Origin of the sequence: Caldisericum exile AZM16c01, from assembly GCF_000284335.1 — a bacterium.
Classification (GTDB): Bacteria; Caldisericota; Caldisericia; order Caldisericales; family Caldisericaceae; genus Caldisericum; species Caldisericum exile.
The window spans coordinates 1,394,444-1,413,897 of record NC_017096.1 but is presented as its reverse complement, the minus strand read 5'-3'; the positions used below and the strand labels follow the sequence as shown (position 1 = coordinate 1,413,897).

19 protein-coding genes are annotated in these 19,454 nt (G+C 35.7%); 14 read left to right on the top strand and 5 right to left on the bottom strand.

Going from position 1 to position 19,454, the window contains the following annotated elements; translation table 11 throughout:
* The 4 genes from CSE_RS07165 to CSE_RS07150 all read right to left on the bottom strand — a co-directional run bounded on the left by CSE_RS07165 (window position 1) and on the right by CSE_RS07150 (window position 4,821).
* Window positions 1-1,464, bottom strand: coding sequence for a radical SAM protein (locus CSE_RS07165; RefSeq protein WP_014453982.1), 1,464 nt, complete (start codon window positions 1,462-1,464; stop codon window positions 1-3).
* 16 nt (window positions 1,465-1,480) lie between these two features.
* Window positions 1,481-2,176: a LexA family transcriptional regulator gene (locus CSE_RS08035; RefSeq protein ID WP_014453981.1), complete on the bottom strand. Its 696-nt coding sequence runs from the start codon at window positions 2,174-2,176 to the stop codon at window positions 1,481-1,483.
* 116 nt (window positions 2,177-2,292) lie between these two features.
* Window positions 2,293-3,402, bottom strand: coding sequence for a M14 family metallopeptidase (locus CSE_RS07155; RefSeq protein ID WP_014453980.1), 1,110 nt, complete (start codon window positions 3,400-3,402; stop codon window positions 2,293-2,295).
* Between the two features lie 21 nt (window positions 3,403-3,423).
* Window positions 3,424-4,821 carry a YfcC family protein gene (locus tag CSE_RS07150; protein WP_014453979.1) on the bottom strand — a complete coding sequence of 466 codons (1,398 nt, stop codon included), beginning with the start codon at window positions 4,819-4,821 and terminating at the stop codon, window positions 3,424-3,426.
* Between the two features lie 66 nt (window positions 4,822-4,887).
* On the opposite strand from CSE_RS07150, the gene CSE_RS07145 reads away from it, so the two are divergent.
* On the top strand, window positions 4,888-5,376 hold the full coding sequence (locus CSE_RS07145) for an adenosine-specific kinase (RefSeq protein ID WP_014453978.1): 489 nt from the start codon (window positions 4,888-4,890) through the stop codon (window positions 5,374-5,376).
* Window positions 5,377-5,447: 71 nt separating this feature from the next.
* Here CSE_RS07145 and CSE_RS07140 read toward each other — a convergent pair whose 3' ends face one another.
* The gene (locus tag CSE_RS07140) at window positions 5,448-6,539 is read right to left on the bottom strand and encodes a glycosyltransferase (RefSeq protein WP_172633869.1); all 1,092 of its coding nucleotides are present in this window, start codon (window positions 6,537-6,539) and stop codon (window positions 5,448-5,450) included.
* Between the two features lie 109 nt (window positions 6,540-6,648).
* Between CSE_RS07140 and CSE_RS07135 the strand changes: the two genes are divergently transcribed.
* From CSE_RS07135 to CSE_RS07075, 13 genes are all read left to right on the top strand, one after another.
* Entirely contained in the window at window positions 6,649-7,305 is a 657-nt protein-coding gene (locus CSE_RS07135; RefSeq protein WP_041726153.1) for a hypothetical protein, read from the top strand.
* A 3-nt stretch (window positions 7,306-7,308) separates the two neighbouring features.
* Window positions 7,309-9,297, top strand: coding sequence for a BglG family transcription antiterminator (locus CSE_RS07130; RefSeq protein ID WP_014453975.1), 1,989 nt, complete (start codon window positions 7,309-7,311; stop codon window positions 9,295-9,297).
* A gap of 108 nt (window positions 9,298-9,405) precedes the next feature.
* Window positions 9,406-9,891: a PTS sugar transporter subunit IIA gene (locus CSE_RS07125; RefSeq protein WP_014453974.1), complete on the top strand. Its 486-nt coding sequence runs from the start codon at window positions 9,406-9,408 to the stop codon at window positions 9,889-9,891.
* 8 nt (window positions 9,892-9,899) lie between these two features.
* Window positions 9,900-10,196 carry a PTS sugar transporter subunit IIB gene (locus CSE_RS07120; RefSeq protein ID WP_014453973.1) on the top strand — a complete coding sequence of 99 codons (297 nt, stop codon included), beginning with the start codon at window positions 9,900-9,902 and terminating at the stop codon, window positions 10,194-10,196.
* 77 nt (window positions 10,197-10,273) lie between these two features.
* Complete coding sequence (locus tag CSE_RS07115; protein WP_014453972.1) at window positions 10,274-11,626, top strand: PTS ascorbate transporter subunit IIC; 1,353 nt, start codon at window positions 10,274-10,276, stop codon at window positions 11,624-11,626.
* A gap of 117 nt (window positions 11,627-11,743) precedes the next feature.
* Window positions 11,744-12,874, top strand: a complete 1,131-nt coding sequence (locus CSE_RS07110; RefSeq protein WP_014453971.1) for a Gfo/Idh/MocA family protein — start codon at window positions 11,744-11,746, stop codon at window positions 12,872-12,874.
* 25 nt (window positions 12,875-12,899) lie between these two features.
* Entirely contained in the window at window positions 12,900-13,169 is a 270-nt protein-coding gene (locus CSE_RS07105; protein WP_014453970.1) for an HPr family phosphocarrier protein, read from the top strand.
* Complete coding sequence (gene ptsP, locus CSE_RS07100; RefSeq protein WP_014453969.1) at window positions 13,166-14,785, top strand: phosphoenolpyruvate--protein phosphotransferase; 1,620 nt, start codon at window positions 13,166-13,168, stop codon at window positions 14,783-14,785. Before CSE_RS07105 ends, ptsP begins: the two co-directional genes overlap by 4 nt.
* 79 nt (window positions 14,786-14,864) lie before the next feature.
* Complete coding sequence (locus tag CSE_RS07095) at window positions 14,865-15,851, top strand: ketopantoate reductase family protein (protein ID WP_172633868.1); 987 nt, start codon at window positions 14,865-14,867, stop codon at window positions 15,849-15,851.
* Window positions 15,835-16,458, top strand: a complete 624-nt coding sequence (locus CSE_RS07090) for a glycerol-3-phosphate acyltransferase (RefSeq protein WP_014453967.1) — start codon at window positions 15,835-15,837, stop codon at window positions 16,456-16,458. Before CSE_RS07095 ends, CSE_RS07090 begins: the two co-directional genes overlap by 17 nt.
* Window positions 16,459-16,725: 267 nt before the next feature.
* Complete coding sequence (locus CSE_RS07085; RefSeq protein WP_156785926.1) at window positions 16,726-17,772, top strand: ABC transporter substrate-binding protein; 1,047 nt, start codon at window positions 16,726-16,728, stop codon at window positions 17,770-17,772.
* A 1-nt stretch (window position 17,773) separates the two neighbouring features.
* The gene (locus CSE_RS07080; RefSeq protein WP_014453964.1) at window positions 17,774-18,670 is read left to right on the top strand and encodes an ABC transporter permease; all 897 of its coding nucleotides are present in this window, start codon (window positions 17,774-17,776) and stop codon (window positions 18,668-18,670) included.
* Complete coding sequence (locus CSE_RS07075; RefSeq protein ID WP_014453963.1) at window positions 18,667-19,452, top strand: ABC transporter permease; 786 nt, start codon at window positions 18,667-18,669, stop codon at window positions 19,450-19,452. Before CSE_RS07080 ends, CSE_RS07075 begins: the two co-directional genes overlap by 4 nt.
* Window positions 19,453-19,454 lie beyond the last annotated feature (2 nt).

Genomic DNA, 19,454 nt, shown 5'->3' with positions numbered 1-19,454 from the left:
TTACTTTTCTATCTCATCTGAAACGTAGAATTGTTCTATGTTTCCGTTTGCTTTTGTAAGAATTTCTTCTTTTTTCTTCTTGTACTCTTTTGTTTTTCTTGCAACCTCAGGATAATCTCTTTCAAAGACAGGACGAGAAATTTCTTCCCATTTCTTTGAAAGTTCATCAAGATGTTTTCCAACTTCTTTATACATATTCTCTAATGTGCCATCTGTTGAGCGAACACCAGGAAGTGACCCTATCTTTCTAAATACATCAGGATTATCAACAATCATACAAGGGCGTAATAAATTGTCAGAATAAGGTTGAAGTTTCTGGATTTCTTTAAAGAATGGAAGTTGGAGTGCTTCCTTTAAACTTATCTCATTGATGTTTCCCTGGGCAAGGTGTATGAATGCGCATGGCTCGATACCACCATCTGCTGTAATGTGAAGATATCTTCTTCCACCTGCAAGGCATCCTCCTGTATAAGGGCCATCATTCCAGAAGTCTGCAGCAAAGAGAGGCTTATTTGCCCTAATCTCATGAATTCTTCTATATGAGTAAAGCCTTTGTTCAGGTGTAAGCATGAGAGTTATATCAGGGTCTTTTCCTGTTGGTATGTATTGGAAGTACCATGCAATCTTTGCACCTTTATCAATCATGAAGTCAACAAATTCATCTGAAAGAACTTCTTCAATATTTTTGCTTGTTTCAGTTACAGAGTATCCAAATGGGACTCCTGCCTTTTTTAGATTATCCATTGCCTTTACAACCCTATCCCAGGCACCAGGTCCTCTTCTCCAATCAGTCTTTTCTTTAAAGCCTTCAACACTTATACATGGCACTGCATTGCCAACTTCTGCAAGACGCTCTGCATACTTTTCGCTTATAAGCGAACCATTTGTATAGAACATGAATGCCATGTCGTTATGCTTTTTGAAGATGTCAAGAAGATGTGGGTATATTGTTGGCTCACCGCCCGATACAACAATGAAGTAAATACCAAGTTCTTTTGCTTCTTCCATTAATCTATCAAATCTTTCAAAAGATAATTCATGTGCTCTATCATAAGATCCAGCCCAACAACCAATACAGTTATAGTTACACTTTTCTGTTGGATCAACAAGCATAAACCAGGGGACATTAAAACCATCTTTCTTTGTTATCTCTCTTTGTATTGGTACACCCCACCATGCTGCATTCACAATAAAGTTAACTGCGAGCTTCTTTGCAATATTGGGGTTTGTATCTTTAAGTAGATTTATGACAAGCTGCGCACCAGGTCTTTTATTATCAACAAGATTTTTAACTCCTTTTAGTTGGTCCTTAAAAACAGGTGGAAGGTTGAATGTGTTCGAAGCATTGTAAAGGACATCTACGACTTTCTTTAGGTTCCTCTCCGGGTCCTTTTCGAGATACCCAATTGCCCATTCAACAGTTTTCGTGAGGGCAACTTTCTTAATTGTTTGCCCTGCACCCATAAAATTTTCACCTCCTCTATATTAATGCACTTAAAAGCTTTAAAATCCTATCTTGAAAGGAAGGTGAAACTTGAGATGAACTATCTCTAAATTTTCTAACGATTTCCTCTAATTTATTAAATTCGCTTAAATCAAGTTTTATTTTTTCTGAATCTTTATTTTTTTCAAGGATTCCATAAATTGATTCAACAAAGAACATAAGGACAGCAGGCGCATAGGTATTTGAATTGAAGATTGCCTTCAAATTTACCATTTCTCTCAATTCAACATTAAATACCTTTGTAAGAATTATTGTTAAGGCGAGTGTATAAAGCAAAACAATAAGTGAGTTTTGCTCATTTTTTATGTGGTCATATACGAAGTTTATTGCCGAATCCACACTTAGTTTTTCAATCTTTTTTTGTATTTCTACAAACCACTTTCCCATTGTAGTGATAGGTGCAAAAAGGTTTGCACTTTCTACCCTTTCTATTGCATCTTCTGTTGGCTCATAGAGAATTTCTGATCTTCCAGGCCCACCAACTGGGCGATACTTAACTGAAAGAAAACCCTTCTTATATAGTTCCTGCAAAATATCGTAGGACGTCCATCTACTTACACCTAATCTGGAAGCAATATCCTTGTATGAAACAGGAAGTCCCGTTTCTTTGTATAATTTTACAACTGCTTCAAGGAACTGCAATTGTCTCCTTGTAATTTTTGCGCTTATCATTTTAATCCCTCTTCTTAACTTTAATCTGCAACAATTTTTTGGTTTTTCTTGCTATATTATATACCTAAAATTTTATTTGTCAAGCTGAATGATTTTTAAAAATTTCGTACTTTGTTTTAAATAAGTCCTTCTCTTTTGAATATTCCAAAAATTGCTTTTTTGAATTGTGTTTGCATTTTTTGTACTGATATCTCACTTGTTGGGCAAAAAGCCTCCAAGTACAATTTTTTCACTGATTTCCTAATTTTCTCGTTTTTACTTCCATAGAATCTCAATCTATTGTTGACCACCGCCCGAAAAAGGGCTTCTGCTTCGTTCAATGTTGAATTGCCAAGGATTCCAAATTCAAAACTTGCAGAGTAAAGTTTTGTCTCCTTATATTTTTCATTTTTTAATGTGTAAAGGTAGTTTATCATATCACCACTCATTGCATAAAACTCGTTATTTTCGCTTTTTACAACAGGCGAATAATCGATTTCTCTTTCAAATGTTTTTGAGTCTTCTTCAAATAAATTGGAATTAACAACTGACATTGTGTCTTTTGGTCCGTAGCCTGTATGAATATCAATGTGAACAACATGTTTTGAAGATTTTAATGCTTCTTCAAAAAGTCTCATCATGAATATCGTCTCCTTTTCGTAGCCTCGTCCTCCGTAGTATAGGCCTTTGGGACTTTCGTATTGTCCCACAAGAAGCGCATTTTTTACCTGCTTTGCCAAGCCTTTTAAAAGAATCTTTAATACATCTTTATAGTATCTAATTCTTTCAATTGATAGACTTTGAACGCCTTCGCTTCTTTCAAAAAAATCCTTCAAAGCCAAATACGCATCATTTCTAAAGATGTTGTCCCATGAGTTGAGAAAATTCCTGTTGAGGTCAACATTGTTCTTATTTGTCCTTTCGAGGTATTTCATTCCGTAGGGATTTATTGGGTGAACAAGTATTACTGAAGTATCTTTAAGGTTAAGTATTGGAAGAATTTCCTCGATAAATACTTCCATTATGTATGAGCCAAAAATTCCTTCAACACCGTGCTCTCCAATGGTAAAAACTAAAGTGTTGGGTTTATCCTTGGATATTTTTACTACGTCAATATATAAATTGTCTTCCGTATCAATTACAATTGACTCGAAGAATACATCTGAAAATTTTTGTTTCATTGTTTCAACGTGTTCTCTAAATCGTTTTTGGGCGCTTTCGTAATCAATAAGTACTTTTTCTTTCATCTGTGCCTCCTAAGGGTTTAACTAAAACGGACCATAATGGATTTTAATTGCAAACATGAGAAAGAGAATCGAAATTACAAATATTATCGCCTGTATCTTTATGGTCCATTTTATCCACTTTGGATATGGCATGTCTACAAGGCTTAAACCAATAATTAATACTGCATTTGTAGGATAAAGAAGGTTTGAAAATCCATCTCCAAAGCAATAGGAAGTTACAGCAACTTGCCTTGTGAGGCCCACAAGGTCCGAAAGTGGGGCAAGTATAGGCATAACAAGAAATGCCTTCGCAGAAGCAGAGCCAATAAAGAAATTTAAAAATAGGGTTGTAACATACATAAGAAATCCTCCTAAGTATTGGTTTGTTTTCAAAATGTATGCTTGGGCGAAATGGAGGATCGTATCAATAACATTTCCCTGTTCAATGATATGCTTAACGCTTACAGCCATAAGGATTAAAATGATTGATGGTGCCACATTTAAAATCCCTTCAAGAAATGTTTTGAAGGTCTCTTTGAAGCTTAGCCCTGCAATTATGCCTGAACCAAAACCAGCAATTAAGAATATGAGGGTTATTAAGGGAAGAGAAAATGTGGATAACGTTGCGTTAAATGGAGTGAATATAACAACAAAAAGCATAAGAATAAGCGAAAAAACAAAAAAGCCAATTGCACGAGCCTCCTTCGGATTTGCGATGTATTCTTTTAGATTTGTTGATTTATTCTCCTTTTCAACTGCTCTTGCGTGGGTAATAATAAAAAGTGTAGTTGTTATATACGTTATAATGAAAAACACAATCCTTAAATATGCTCCTGAGAATAACGGAAGTCCTGCAATTTTTTGTGCAACACCAATGCTAAATGGATTTGAAATTGCAGCGCTAAAACCAAAACCTACTGCAAGCAAACTCATTCCAAGCCCAGTAAGTTCATCAAAGCCCATAGATATCGCAAGTGAAACAACAAGAGGCACCAATGGTATCGTCTCTTCAAATAGCCCAAGAATTGCGCCAAGCGACATAAAAATGAAAATGACAATTGCAATGAGTAGGTATTTTCTTTTCTCAAATCTTTTAGTAATTGATAAGATTATTGCTTTAACGATATTTGCTTTTGAAAGTATCGAAAAGCTTCCCGAAACAAAAAGGATAAAAAGCATTATCGTAATAACAAGTGGTGCATCTTTTGAAATGAGCACTTCAATAGGTGCCGTAAAAAGCCTATGAATGGGATAGTATTCCTTAGGAACAAATGTAAATGAATTTGGGTCGATTGTTTCAATGCCATTTGAAATAACTCTTTTGTAGGAGCCAGATGGGATTACATAGGTTAGAATTAGTGCAACAACCATTAGGATAAAAAGAATAATAAGTGTATTTAAGAATGCTTTTTTACTGATTTTAAAAGTCCTTTCTTCCAAGGCTACCTCCTTTTATAAATCTTCTTTTCACATTATAATTTAAAAAGGTGAAAGGAGGTACTGAAGATGAATTTTGAAATTAAAGTGATACCAATAGAAAAGCCCGAAGATATGAATTGCATCCTTGGACAATCGCACTTTATTAAAACTGTGGAAGATTTAAGCGAAGTCATTGCAGGAAGTGTGCCAGGCGTAAAATTTGGCCTTGCCTTTAACGAAGCCTCAGGTGTTGCACTTGTGCGTTTTGCCGGAAACGATCCTGAACTTGTTGAACTTGCAAAGAAAAATGCGTATGAAGTTGGTGCAGGACATTTCTTTATTATTTTCATTAAAGGGGCATTCCCAATAAACGTCCTCAATGCAATAAAAAGTGTGCAAGAGGTTTGTAACATCTACGCCGCCTCTGCAAACCCAATGCAAGTAATCGTTGCGGAAACAGATCTTGGAAGAGCTGTTTTAGGTGTTGTAGATGGCGTAAAACCAAAAGGTTTTGAGGGAGTTGAACATATAAAAGAAAGAAAAGAAATCCTGAGAAAATTCGGATATAAGTTCTAATAGACATTTAATTTGCAATTAACAGTATAAAAATTAGACAAGTGTAATTTAATAAGGCTCCCGTGTGGAGCCTAAACGTTTATTTTGTATGCGTGTGGTGTTCTTACCCAGTCAGTCTTGTTATATGTAAACATCGCAGTTAAGATCGCAGCAAGGTTTGTCGTATTGAAGAAAAACATAAGAAATATGTCGTACCACTTTACATCTTTTAACTCTCTTTCATTTAGTGGAAGTAAAAATATAAGCGTATGCAAGGCAAATACAACAACAGGAATTGAAACATAAAGTGGATCTGGTAGTGATAAAAGAAAACTTAAAATGTGAGTTGCAGCACCCACGATTAAAGGAATTGTGTATAGATTTTTTACAATACCATTTTCTTTAAAAACTGTGTAGAAGTATCCTCTATACCAACGGAGTCTCTGCTTGAATGACGGAGCAAATTCTACTGGCTTTTCATCATATACTGTTGCATCCTCCACAAACGTTACCTTTAAAGGAAGTTTTACCGTATACTCGAAATCTTCAAGGACGGAGTTGCAATCGAATTTATGCTTATTGAAAACCCAACCGTATGCGCCCCACCCGTAACCTGATATAATTGATGAAAGCCCAAGAAGTGTAAGTGCTTTTTGAATTCTAAGATAAATTGCATCCATGAATATATACATTCTTGGAATAACGCCGTCAACATTAAGGTTGTATAAGTTTGTTTGAATCACAGGGTATGATTCAACATATGGCTTTATGTGTTCTATGTAATTTTCATCAATTACATTATCTGCATCAAAGATCATGTAGAATGAATATTCGCCATATTTTTGAACGATCTTTGGTATTGCATACGCAAGAGAGCGTCCTTTAGACCTAAAATTTACAAATATAGTCTCAGCACCAAGTCCTTGTGCAATTATAGGAGTATCATCGGTGCAGTTATCAAGAATAACAATAACTCTGTGAAAGCCTGCCTTCTTTGCAGAAAGAATTGAATTTGAAATGACATTTTCTTCGTTGTGTGCGGGGATAATTGCAATAAATTTGTTAACTGTGTATCTCTTCTTTAGGGGAATCTTTTTTGACGATTTCCCAAGAAGAATCAAAAATAGTATAACTCCTATAAATAAATATCCAAAAATACCAAAATAAATTTTTATATTTTCCATCATTTAATATTTTATATTTTTTGGAAAATTTTGCAATATGTTGTCTATTTTGTATATCCTTTATTTTTCCTTATAATGGAATATGCTTCAGGGGATTTTGTGGAAAGATATGCGCCTTTCAGAAGTGCTAAAACTCATTTTTTCTAATGGATATTCTGGGTTTCTCTATATTGGCGATATAGAAGAAAATCATGTTCTCTTTAAAGAGGGGCGTATAGTTTATGCTGAGTACAACGACTATTATGATATGGATGCACTTCAAGAAATTGCTATAACTTCTGAGAAATTTGATTTCGTTAAACATGAGAGTGTCTATTTTAAATCAGATTTCGAGAAACAGACACCAAATGCAATTGCTATTGTAGAAAGTGTAGAAAATGAATTCCCAAATTTTTCGCATCTTCTAAATGAATTTGTTAATTTCACGGAGGGAAGTGAAAATATATCTCTTACAAAGGAGGAATTGAAGTTTCTCTCAGTACTTGAATTTAAACCCACCAGAGTTAAAAAAATTATCGATAGACTTCACAAACCTTCAATTGAAGTATTAAGAATGCTTGATGAACTGGTTAAAAAATCCGTGCTTTATTCGTATAACGTAAATAATCCAAAAATTTATGAATACCTTGTTGATAATTATCCGGATATTGCAACTATTTTCGAGCAGTCGAAAGGTGATTTAAGAAGATTCGAAACTGAACTTAAACGAAACCATCCAGATATTGCAAATAAGGTTTTAAGAGAAATAAGAGAAGCCGTAAGGTAGCGTATGATTAATGTTAAAGGAAGAACTGCGAGGGTTATTCTATACCTTCTTGAACGTGATTATGCTGTATCTTTAAAGAAAATTTCAGAAGATACTAACATAAATATTAATACTTTGAGAAAGGATATGAAGTCCGTTGCTGATTTTGTAAAAGAGTTTGGTCTAAATGTGGTTGCTAAGCCAAATGTAGGCTTGAAAATTGAAGGAACTCCGGAGAAAAAGATTGCACTTAGTGAAGAATTGAAAATTGCAGAAGAGATACTCAGTAATAGTGAAAGTAAAACATGGTATGCCTGTTTTTTACTTCTTTCAAGCAGAAAAACTCCTACAATCGAAGATCTTTCTGATATTCTTGAAAGGTCAAGGCCCGCAGTTTCTTCAGATATTAAGAAGATAAAGGAATGGCTTAAGGATTTCAATATTACTCTTATTGGTGAACCTGGAAGAGGTTATGTGATTGAGGGGAGCGAAGAAGATATAAGATATGCAATAAAGGTATCGATTAAAAATTTCTTTTCATACAGTTTTGACAGTATCGCAATAAAATTTGGAAATTTAGATAGGTTTAAAGCATCAGATCAAAAGTTACTTGGAGTTAAAGTTTTAAAGACAGCCTACTTGTTTGAAATTAAAGAGTTTATAGATCGTTTGTTGCAGGATCTTAAGAGAGTTTTAAGTCCACAAGACACTTTTAGTTTTGCTTTGGATGTTTATGTTTCGGTAGAACGTAATATAAGAGGATTTAAACTTTCTTATGACGAGAAAACTCTTTTACAGTTGTCAAAGATGGGAGAATATAGTGCGATAAAAAATAATGTGAAGATCTTAGAGAATAGTTTGAAAATCAACTTTAGCGATTCTGAAATTGCCTTTCTTACAAAAAGGTTTCTTGGACTTAGAGCAGAACCAATTGAGACATATTCATCAATTGCAATTCCTGATGTCTATTTTAAAAAAGTTGAAGACATCGTTAGATTTGCAGAGGAATATCTCGGTTTTAAAGTTGAAGAAGATCCTGAAGTTGTAAGGATGTTTGCATTGCACCTAAAAGGTGCAATTGAGAAAATCAAATTAGGAGTAAAAATCGAAAACCCGATCCTTAGAACAATAAAGCGTGAGTATACTTTTGCATTTGATATTGCGAAAAAAGTTTCCGAAGGCTTAAGTAAAAGTTTCAAAATTGAAATTCCGGAAGAGGAAATTGGGTACATTGCAACTTATATTATGGCACTTGTTGAATCTTCAAAAGTCCCGAAAAAGGTTAAGGCAGTTGTCATTTGTCCTATGGGAATTGCAACTTCTAAAATTCTTTATTATAGGCTTCTACAGGAATTTCCTAATCTTGACATTTTGGAGACCTTCTCTTTTAAGGATGCGATAGATGGAAAATTGCCTCAAGAAGTTGACCTTATCATATCAACAACGCATATAAATTTCTCTCCTTTTCCAACGATTGTTGTATCTCCGCTTCTAAGTAAGGATGATGTAAAAGTTATAAAAGAAAAACTAAAGGAAATTTTACAATCAAAAACTTCAAAACCTCAAAGGGATTTTTCTAACAAACTACTTGTGTATATCGAGGATTCTTTTAGAAACAAGGAAGAACTTATCTTTGAAATTGGGCAAAGACTTATTGAGGAGGGTTATGTAAAGAGTGGATTTGTTGAAGCGGTTTTAAAAAGGGAAAAGAAATTTCCAACAGGTATTGAAAGCCCAATTCCTTTTGCAATCCCCCATGCGGAAAGTGAATACACGCAAAAGAGCGTAATTGCAATAATTTTACTTAAAAAGCCTATTTCTTTTAACCTTGCAAGTGATAAAAATAAATCAATTTTAGTTCCTATTGTGATTTTGCCTGCCATATCAAATAATGAAGAAGATGGGATATTGCTATACAAAGTGATTGAGAAATTAAATAACCTAGAAATTGCAAAATCAATCTTAAAGTTAAGCCAACCTGAAAAAATCAGCAAATTGCTAGCAGAAGACTAACAATTATTAAGATAAGTTAACATTATATCACTATTATTTCCCCTATTATCATAAAAGTTTTGTTGACAGGATTTAGGGAATATTTTAAATTTTACATTGAGGAGAAACATGGAAATGGAAGAGACTTTAGGAAATATAGGGAGGAATAACTTACCGGGATTGATCTCTGAAGAATGTGTATTACTAGATATAGAAGCAAGGGATGCGGAAGAGGCTCTTAATTTAGGATGCGAAATATTAGTAAAAACCGGTGCTGTAACTAAAGAATATTGTGAACTTATAATAAATTCCTTTCATAAAAATGGTCCTTATTTTGTTATAGCGCCGCATTTTGCATTATCACATGCAAGAAACGAAGGAAATTGTGTTAAAAAGGTTGCTATTAGCTTTTTAAGATTATCAAAACCTGTTTATTTTGGGCATCCAGATAATGATCCTGTCGATCTAATCATTACGCTTGCTACACCTGACGACAAGAGTCATATTGGGACAATGGCCGAATTGAGTGAGATACTTATGGACGAAGAGAGTTGGGATATTTTAGAAAAAGGGACCTTAAAGGAAGTTCTAAATTTATTAACTAAAAGGAAGTAGGAGGAAATATGGAACAAAAGTCTTCAAAGAAACTGAAAATACTCGCAGTGTGCGGGATGGGTTTAGGCTCTGGCCTCGTTTTAAAGATGACTTTAGAAAAAGCAATTAAAGAAATGGGAATTAATGCATCTGTAGAAGTAGCAGATGTTGCTTCCGCTACTACTATGGCTACTGATCTTGTTGTTACATCGTATGAATTTGCAAATTCATTTTTCCAAAAGGGTATAAAAGTGATAACCATCAAGAACTATACCAATGTTAACGAGATGAAGGAAAAACTACAAGAAGCGCTTAAGGAATCTTAGTATTTTATAAAGGAGGTGATAAATAGGTCTAATTCATTCGAAAAGTGTTGCAAAAATTTTAAATAAGGAGGTGGCGTATGTCTGTTATAAATTTTATAGTAAATGAAATTTTGAGTAAGCCTGCATTGCTTGTAGGCTTAATGGCTCTGATTGGTTTGATTGCTTTGAAAAAGTCCTTCAGTGAAGTTCTTTCAGGAACACTAAAAACCATTATTGGATTTCTTATTTTAATTGCGGGTGCCAACCTTGTTATAGGGACTTTGTCTCCTTTGGGTGATCTTATTCAGGCAGTGTTCAAATTACATGGTGTAGTTCCAACAAATGAAGCAATAGTTGCTCTTGCATTACAGTCTTTTGGAAAACAGGTTGCAGCCATAATGGCTTTAGGTTTTGTATTTAACCTTGTCTTTGCTTGGATTACGCCAGCGAAATATGTGTTTCTAACAGGTCATCACCTTCTTTATCTTGCAACAGTACTTGCTGTAGTTATAGGAACTGCTGGAATAAAAGGTGCTAACCAAATAATAATTGGAGCAGTAATGTTAGGTACGATTGCTACAGTTATGCCTGCACTTGTTCATCCATTTACGAAAAGAGTTACAAATGACGCTGGTTTTGCCCTTGGACATCTAAATACACTAGGATATATTACTTCTGCTTTAGTTGGAAAATGGATTGGGAAAGGAAGTAAATCAACTGAAGAGATTGAAATTTCTGAGAAGTGGAATTTCTTAAAAGAGCCGATAGTCACGACAAGTACTGTTATGATAATAATTTACGTTTTATTGGCTATACTTGCCGGGCCAAGTGTTCTTAATAAGTATTCTAGTGGAGGTAATTATATAATGTATGCACTAATGGAAGGACTCACATTTGGTGCTTCTATTGCTATCATTATCTACGGCGTGAGAATGATTCTCGGCGAAATTGTCCCAGCTTTCCAAGGAATTGCTTTGAAAATTATACCTAATGCAATACCTGCATTGGATTGTCCTACAGTGTTTCCTTATGCTCCTACCGCTGTAATAGTTGGATTTCTATCAAGCGTAGTTGGTGGAATAATTGGAATGTTTTTAATGGGACCACTGGGCCTTGCTCTAATTATTCCAGGCATGATTCCTCATTTCTTTGACGGTGGAACTGCTGGAGTTTACGGAAACGCAACTGGAGGTAGAAGAGGTGCAGTTCTTGGCGCTTTTGTAAACGGTTTACTCATAACAATATTACCTGCTTTGCTCCTTGCATATATGGGTACCCTGGGACTTGCGAACACAACATTTGGAGACACTGATTTTTGCTGGTCTGGTATTATTGGTGGTCTAATTTCTAAAATGGGTGTTGCAGGAGCTTATATTGGAACTATAATTTTTGCTGTGATTTTGTTAGGACTTGCAAGTTACGTAACAATTAAGCTAAACCAGAGTAAATAAAAATTAATATTAAAGATGAGGGGAGGGTCTTCCCTCCCGTGATTTATTTTAAGTATTCTAAATTACTTGTCTAAAATTATTTAAGCTGTAATATAAAATAAACGACTTTAAAATAATATGAAAAACATAAACTATGCGCTGGTTGGGTTAGGGACAATTGTTAAAACCCATTTAACTGCGATAAAGAGCATTCCCGTAATTTGCAAGGATGTAGATTTTGATGTTAATCTTAAAACTCTTTATACAACCCATAAGGACGAAAAGGGATCCTTAGGTAAACTGATAGGTTTTGAAAATGTGGTTGATGACCTTGAATATGTTGTAAGTGATCCAAATATTGATGCTGTGGATATTTGCACTCCTAACTATTTGCATTTTGAAGAGGCTTTGGCAAGTATAAAGTATATGAAAAATGTCTACTGTGAAAAACCTTTGACTATGAGTGTAGTCGAGGCGAAGGAATTGGTAGATTTAGCCCAAAAGACTTCTTTAAAAAACCAGGTTGCGCTTGTTTTGAGATTAATGCCGGCTGTTTCTGAGGCCCGTGCAATAATTAAAAGTGGTATTATTGGTGAACCCAATTCTTTTCACTTTGAAATGCTTCATTCAGGCTACCTCAACCCATTGAGGCCTATTTCTTGGAGATTGGAGAAAGACAAAAGCAGTGGTGGTGTAATAGTAGACTTAGGAATTCATCTTATTGACCTTGTAAGATTTATCATTGGAGAGATTGTAAGAGCAAGCGCACTTGCAGGAACTACCGTGAAAAGAAGAAAATTGGAGAACTCCTTTGAATTAAAAGAGGTAGATGTGGACGATTGGGGATACATAATGGTTGAAACGGAAAATGATGCTAAAGGAGTTATAGAGGTGTCAAGAGTCGCTGTTGGAAATGATAAAACAGATTTTGTTATTTATTGTAGCGAAGGCTCAATAAAGGTTAATTTAGAAAATCCCAAAAAAGCAGAAGTTTTTGATAATAATGGAAAAAGGATTTATTTGGATGAGAAAATACTTAAGGAAGACATCTTCCTTAACGAAGTTAAAAAGATATATCCGGATTCTAAACTTTCGATGGGTGCGATGGTGGATCTTCATTATACAGGCCTTGTTTGGTTTTTCAAAAGTTTAGTCCAAGGTGTAGCACCTATAGGAACCCCAACATTTGAAGAGGCGTATAAAGATCAAATAGTAATAGAGGGTATTTATAAATCTATAGAAAATAATGGAGAGTTTGTGAATATATGAAAACTTTTTTTATTGAGGTGACGTTATGTTAACGAAAACTTTTACTGTCAAAAACAAAGTTGGGCTGCATGCACGACCTGCAGCAGTTTTGGTGCAAACTGCAAGTAAGTTTAAAAGTGATATAAAGATTGAAAAAGATGGACGTGTTGTTTCTGCAAAAAGTATTCTTGGTGTCCTTTCGCTTGGCGCAGAAAAAGGAAGCACGATTATTGTAACTGTTGATGGTGTTGACGAAGTTGATGCTTTAAAAACAATAGAAGAATTGGTAAACAATAACTTTGGAGATCCAGAATGAAAAATCTATTGGGAATTCCTGTTTCAAAGGGCATTTCGATAGGTTTTGCAAGGTTATACATAAAAAGAAAAATTGAAGTGAATGATTTAAAAGACTCTATCCCCTTTGATGAAAAGAGAGAAGTTTTAGAGAAAGCGCTTAAAAAAACAAAAGAAGAAATTGAGTTGACCTATGAGAACCTCAAGAAATCTAACCCAAAAGAAGCAGAGATTTTTGAAGCACATCTTCTAATTCTTGAAGACCCAGCACTTAAAGAGAAAATCGATGGATACCTAAAATCTGGCTATAACCTTCCGTATGCCGTGAAATCCGCCTTTGATGAATTCATAGAGGCCTTAAAAAACCTTCAAAGCGAATATATGAAGGAAAGAGCACAAGACTTGTATGGTATCTTAGATTCTCTTCTTCGTAATATCCTAAATATTCCAAGGATTGATCTTTCGAATCTTCCCTCCCAGTCAATTGTTGTTGCGGAAGACTTAACTCCCTCTGATACTGCATCTCTTGATAGAAAAAATGTTTTAGGTTTTGTAACAGAAAAAGGAGGCCCCACATCGCACACTGCAATCCTTGCTGAAGCATTGGGAATACCCGCTGTTGTCGGTGTTAAAGAACTTTTTGAAAACATTTCAGATGGGGATGAACTCATAATTGATGGGACATTAGGATTTGTGCTCGTCAACCCTACAGATGAAACTAAAAATCACTACATAAATCTTAAGAAGGAAAAAGAAGAAGAGGAAAAGTTATTAAAAGAAAAGGCAAAAGAATTTGCCTATACAAAGAGCGGAAAGCGCATTGAGGTTGTCGCAAATATCGGCTCTCCAAAGGACGTTGATAATGCCCTTGTTATGGGGGCAGAGGGTGTTGGACTATACAGAACTGAATTCCTCTTTCTTGATAGAGATACTCCTCCAACGGAGGAAGAGCAATTTGAGGCATACAAAATTGTTGCAGAGCGCTTTAAACCTCATCCTGTAATTATTCGAACCCTTGATATTGGAGGTGACAAACAGATACCGTATTTGAATTTTGAGCATGAACTAAATCCATTCTTGGGGGTTAGGGCAATAAGGCTATGCCTCAAGGAAATTGAACTCTTCAAAACGCAACTAAGGGCAATTTTAAGAGCAAGTGTATATGGCAATATCCTCATTATGTATCCAATGATTGCGATTAAAGACGAAATAATTGAGGTAAACAAAATACTAAGTGAAGTAAAGGAAGAATTGAGAGGAAAAAATATCCCCTTTGATGAAAACATAAAAGTGGGTATTATGGTTGAAATTCCATCTGCTGCACTCAACGCAGAAGAACTCGTTGATTATGTGGACTTTTTTAGCATTGGAACAAATGATTTAACGCAATACACGTTTGCATCGGATCGAACAAACGAAAATCTCTCATATCTTTATAGACCACTTGATAAACCTATTTTAAAACTCATCAAACTTACTGTTGATGCATCACATACAAAAGGCAAGTGGACCGGTGTTTGTGGCGAACTTGCAGGAGACCCTCAGGCAATACCCATACTTGTAAATTTAGGCGTTGATGAGTTAAGCATGAGTCCATCAAAAATTCCTGAGGCAAAAAAGATTATTCGGTCTATGTAAATTTTCTCTTTTCTTAAGCCTCCTTTCCCCCTTTTGGGGGCTTTTTTAATTTATCTTAATTTTGCCTATAATGTATCTAATGAGAAATATTTTGGTTGTTGGTGCAGGTGGGCGCACTGGGACACTCTTCGCAGAGGAGTTAAAAAGGGTAAGTAATGTTTATGGTGTTGCAGGAAAAACAACGCTACCTCTCATTAAAGATGGGAAAGTCTTTGTTGAGATTAATGGGAATATAGCAAAATTCGAAGTTAATCTTATTGAGCCTCATGAAATTTCTCAAATAGGTGATGTTGATGTGCTTTTTCTTACAACCAAAAACCCTGTTTCACCAATCTTAAAGGACTATCTTCATAAAATATCTAACTTGAGATACCTTATCCTGTCTCAGAATGGATTTAGTGCAGGAGAGGATGCTCTTAAAACTGTTGAAGAAGTTTATGGATCCGTTCCGCACTCTTTGAGAATCATTCGTCTCGTTCTGTTTAATGCAGTAAAAGAAAGTCGTGATAAAGACTCCGTAGTTATTTCTTATAAGCGTCCTGTAAGAGTTGCATTTGGAGTTTTTTATGGAGTTTCTGATACAACAGAATTAGAAGATATCTTTAGTTCTGCAAGTATTGAGTACACAAAAGTCCCCGATAATGAAATAAAAAATATGGAGTTTTCAAAATTATTTACGAACCTCATTGGAATTCCGTCGTATTCACTGGGTTTTGACTTATACGAGGGCTTGCGCAACAAGGATTCATTCACCGAGGAGATGCTTTCCTTAAAGGAATATATACGTGTTGTTAAGGCAAGTGGGCACAGATTTTTGAATTTTCCGCATTATCCAGTGACATTTTTTGCAGGAGTTATTGAGTATATACCAGATACTTTTCTCTTGCCGTTTAGAAATTACATTGCAAACATTGTGCTAAAATTGAGAGGCACAAAAGAGAAAGGAAATATTGATGAAATTGATTATTATACAGGTGCAGTTGTGAAGTTAGCAAAAGAACTTAACATTGAAACCCCCGTAAATGAGAGGGTTTTAAGGAGGATAAAATATGAGCGAAACGCTTAAATTTATTTTGCTTACAATATTTGCATACCTTCTGGGTTCAATTCCTTTTGGCTATATCATTGGGAAAATTAATAAGGTTGATGTGCTCCAAATTGGCTCTCACTCCGCATCTTCAACGAATGTGTCGCGAGCACTAGGTTGGCGCTGGGCAACAGTATCGGCATTACTTGATTTTTCGAAAGGGCTTCTACCTGCATATCTTGCAAGAGTTACACTTTCAAACGAATGGCTTGTTATACTTGTTGCACTTCTTCCGATGGTTGGGCAGGTGTTCCCCATTTTCCTCCACTTTAGAGGTGGCAAGGGTGCCTCAGCCTATTACGGAGCAATTTCAGGACTTATAGGACTGCACTATTTCATCCTGTTCTTTCCTGCACTCCCCATTATCCTTCTTATAACACGAAGGATGAGTCTTTCAAATATCATTTTCTCTTGGCTTTTGACAATTGCTGTATTTCTTTTTTCAACGATAATTAAACCAAATGCATTTCCTATAAGTTATGCAGTTTTTGCACTCATTGGTGCTCTATTTATGCTTGTTGCAATGCGCGAGAATATAGATAGACTCATAAAAAATAAAGAACCTGAAACCCCGCTCAAATGGTAGAGATTATATGTTAACAATTGCACGCAGAAATTATTCTATTTGTATGCGTGTGTTTGAATCATTAAATGTTGAATTATTAAATTTTAAAGATATTTCTATTTTTGTATTTTTATTACGCTCTGTTTTGGGTAAAATGTAGAGAGTTCAAAAAACTCAGAAAGGAGAGTAGGTATGAAGAAGACGCTTATGTCAAAGTTTGCTGTAGTAATGCTTCTTATTGTATTCTTTGCGTCCTTTGGGTTAACTGGTTGTGCAAAGAAAACTACAATGGTGCAAACAGGAACTGGCAATGCGTATCTTGACAATCTCATTAAAGCGGCACAGAAAGAAGGCGAACTTACAGTTATTGCTCTTCCACATGACTGGGCAAACTATGGGGAAATTATTTCAACATTCTCTAAAAAGTATGGAATAAAGGTTAATGAACTTGATCCAAATGCGGGCTCTGGCGATGAAATTGAGGCAATTAAGGCAAATAAAGGTAGCACAGGACCTCAGGCACCTGATGTAATAGATGTTGGCTTAGCATGGGGGCCTACTGCGAAAGATCAAGGTCTTATTCAGCCATACAAAGTGCAAACATGGGATACAATACCAAACGATGTAAAAGACCCTGATGGATACTGGTATGGAGATTACTATGGGGTTTTGGCATTTGAAGTGAATTCAAGTGTTATTAAAGATATTCCTCAGGACTGGTCAGATCTCTTGAAACCAGAGTATAAGGGCAAGGTTGCACTCGGTGGGGATCCAAGAACTTCGGCAATGGCTGCAATGGCAGTTGCTGCAGCAGCATTATCAAACGGCGGCTCATTTGACAATGTCATGCCTGGACTTCAATATTTTGCTCAACTAAACAAACTTGGCAATTTTGTGCCGGTTATTGCAAAGCCTGGAACAATTGCAAGTGGGGAAACACCGATTGCAATGATGTGGGATTACCTTGCACTTACTGATAGGGACAATTTTAATGGTAACCCTGAAATATCAGTTGTAATACCAAAGAGTTCTGTTGTTGCAGGCGTTTATGTTCAGGCAATAAGTGCTTATGCACCACATCCAAACGCAGCGAAGCTCTGGATGGAGTTCCTCTACTCAGATGAAGGACAACTCCTTTATCTTAAAGGCTATGTGCACCCAATTAGATATAATGACCTTGCAAAGAGGAATGTAATTCCTGAAGATCTTGCAAAGAAATTACCACCAGCAGAACTTTACGCAAAGGCAATCTTCCCAACAATTGACCAAATCACTAAAGCAAAGCAGGACATTGCAAACAACTGGGATAAAGTTGTAAATGTCAATGTAAAGTGAAATGGTGCAACAGGAACATACAAAAGAGGGCGGGGAAAAGCCCCGTCCTTCATTTCCATTAATTAGTAGTTTTCTCTTTCTTCTTCCTTTTATTATTTTTGTTGTTGCATTTTTAATACTTCCGACAATTTCCATATTTATCTCTGCTTTTCAGGACTCGGCAGGTAAATTTACCTTGCAAAACATTAAAGATCTTTTTACGCCATACATAATGGGTGCATACCTTTTAAGCATTAGGGTTAGCCTTTTTACGGCAATTATTGGTGCATTTATCGGTTTTATGCTTGCCTACGCTTCCACTTTTGGAAATCTTCCTTCTTGGGTTAAATCATATTTAAATACGTTTAGTGGTGTTGCTTCAAATTTTGCAGGGGTGCCGCTTGCCTTTGCTTTTATCTCAACGCTTGGAAGAGTTGGTCTTATCACAACATTAATACAACAAATTTTTCATATCAGTATTTATGATTTTGGATTTAATCTTTATAGTTTTTGGGGTTTATGTCTTACATATATCTACTTTCAAATACCTCTAATGGTTCTTCTTATGACACCTGCTCTTGAAGGAATGAAGAAGGAATGGAGAGAAGGTGCAGAAAATTTAGGTGCAACAAATATCCAATACTGGTTTCACATAGGACTTCCAATTCTTCTTCCTACAATTTTAGCGAATACGGTGCTTCTTTTTGGAAATGCTTTTGGTGCCTATGCAACTGCTTATGCATTGACGGGAGGGTTTTTGAATCTTGTGCCGATTATCATTGGTGCAGAAATTCGAGGTGATATTTTGCATAATGTTGGACTTGGATACGCACTTGCCTTAGGTATGATTGTCATTATGGGTGTCACAATTCTAAGTTATAACTATTTGCAGAGTAAAACTGCAAGGTGGTTAAAATGAAGAAAAGTAGGTTTTGGGGATGGTTTTGGATATTTATAGGTGCACTTTATTTCCTTCTTCCTCTTTTTTCGACGTTCTTGTTTTCTTTGAAGATGAAAAAAGGGGTTTTGAGTTTTGCAGCGTATCAGTCCGTACTGAAAGATCCGCAGTTTTACAAAACCTTTACATTTTCTCTTGAAATGTCAGTTTTGACGATTATCTTTGGGCTTTTAATAATTGTTCCAACAGCGTTCTTTGTGCATCTAAGGCTTAAGCATCTGCGTCCTGTTATTGAGTTTATCACGCAATTGCCTTTTGTTGTTCCTCCAATTGTCCTTGTGTTTGGTCTTATAAGGCTTTATAGCAAGCCGCCAATTCAACTTACAACAACTCCGCTTCTCCTTGTTATGGGTTATGTTGTGTTAGCGCTTCCATATATTTACCGTTCTGTTGATAATGGACTTATGGCAATGGATGTTGAACGCCTCACTGAAGCTGCAGAAAGCCTTGGTGCAGGATGGACTACGATTCTTATCAAAGTAATATTGCCAAATCTAAAGAGTGCCTTAATAAGTGGTACCTTTTTGACATTCGCAATTGTTATTGGTGAACTTACGATGGCATCGATGCTTGCATGGCCTGCCTTTGGGCCATATATGGCACTTTTGGGACAAAATAGAGCATACGAACCTGCTGCACTTGCTATTATGTCATTTGCACTTACTTGGGCTGCAATGGGAATAATTCAGTGGGTTGGAAGAACTTCATTTGTTAAACAAGAGCAAATTGGAGGAATACACTAATG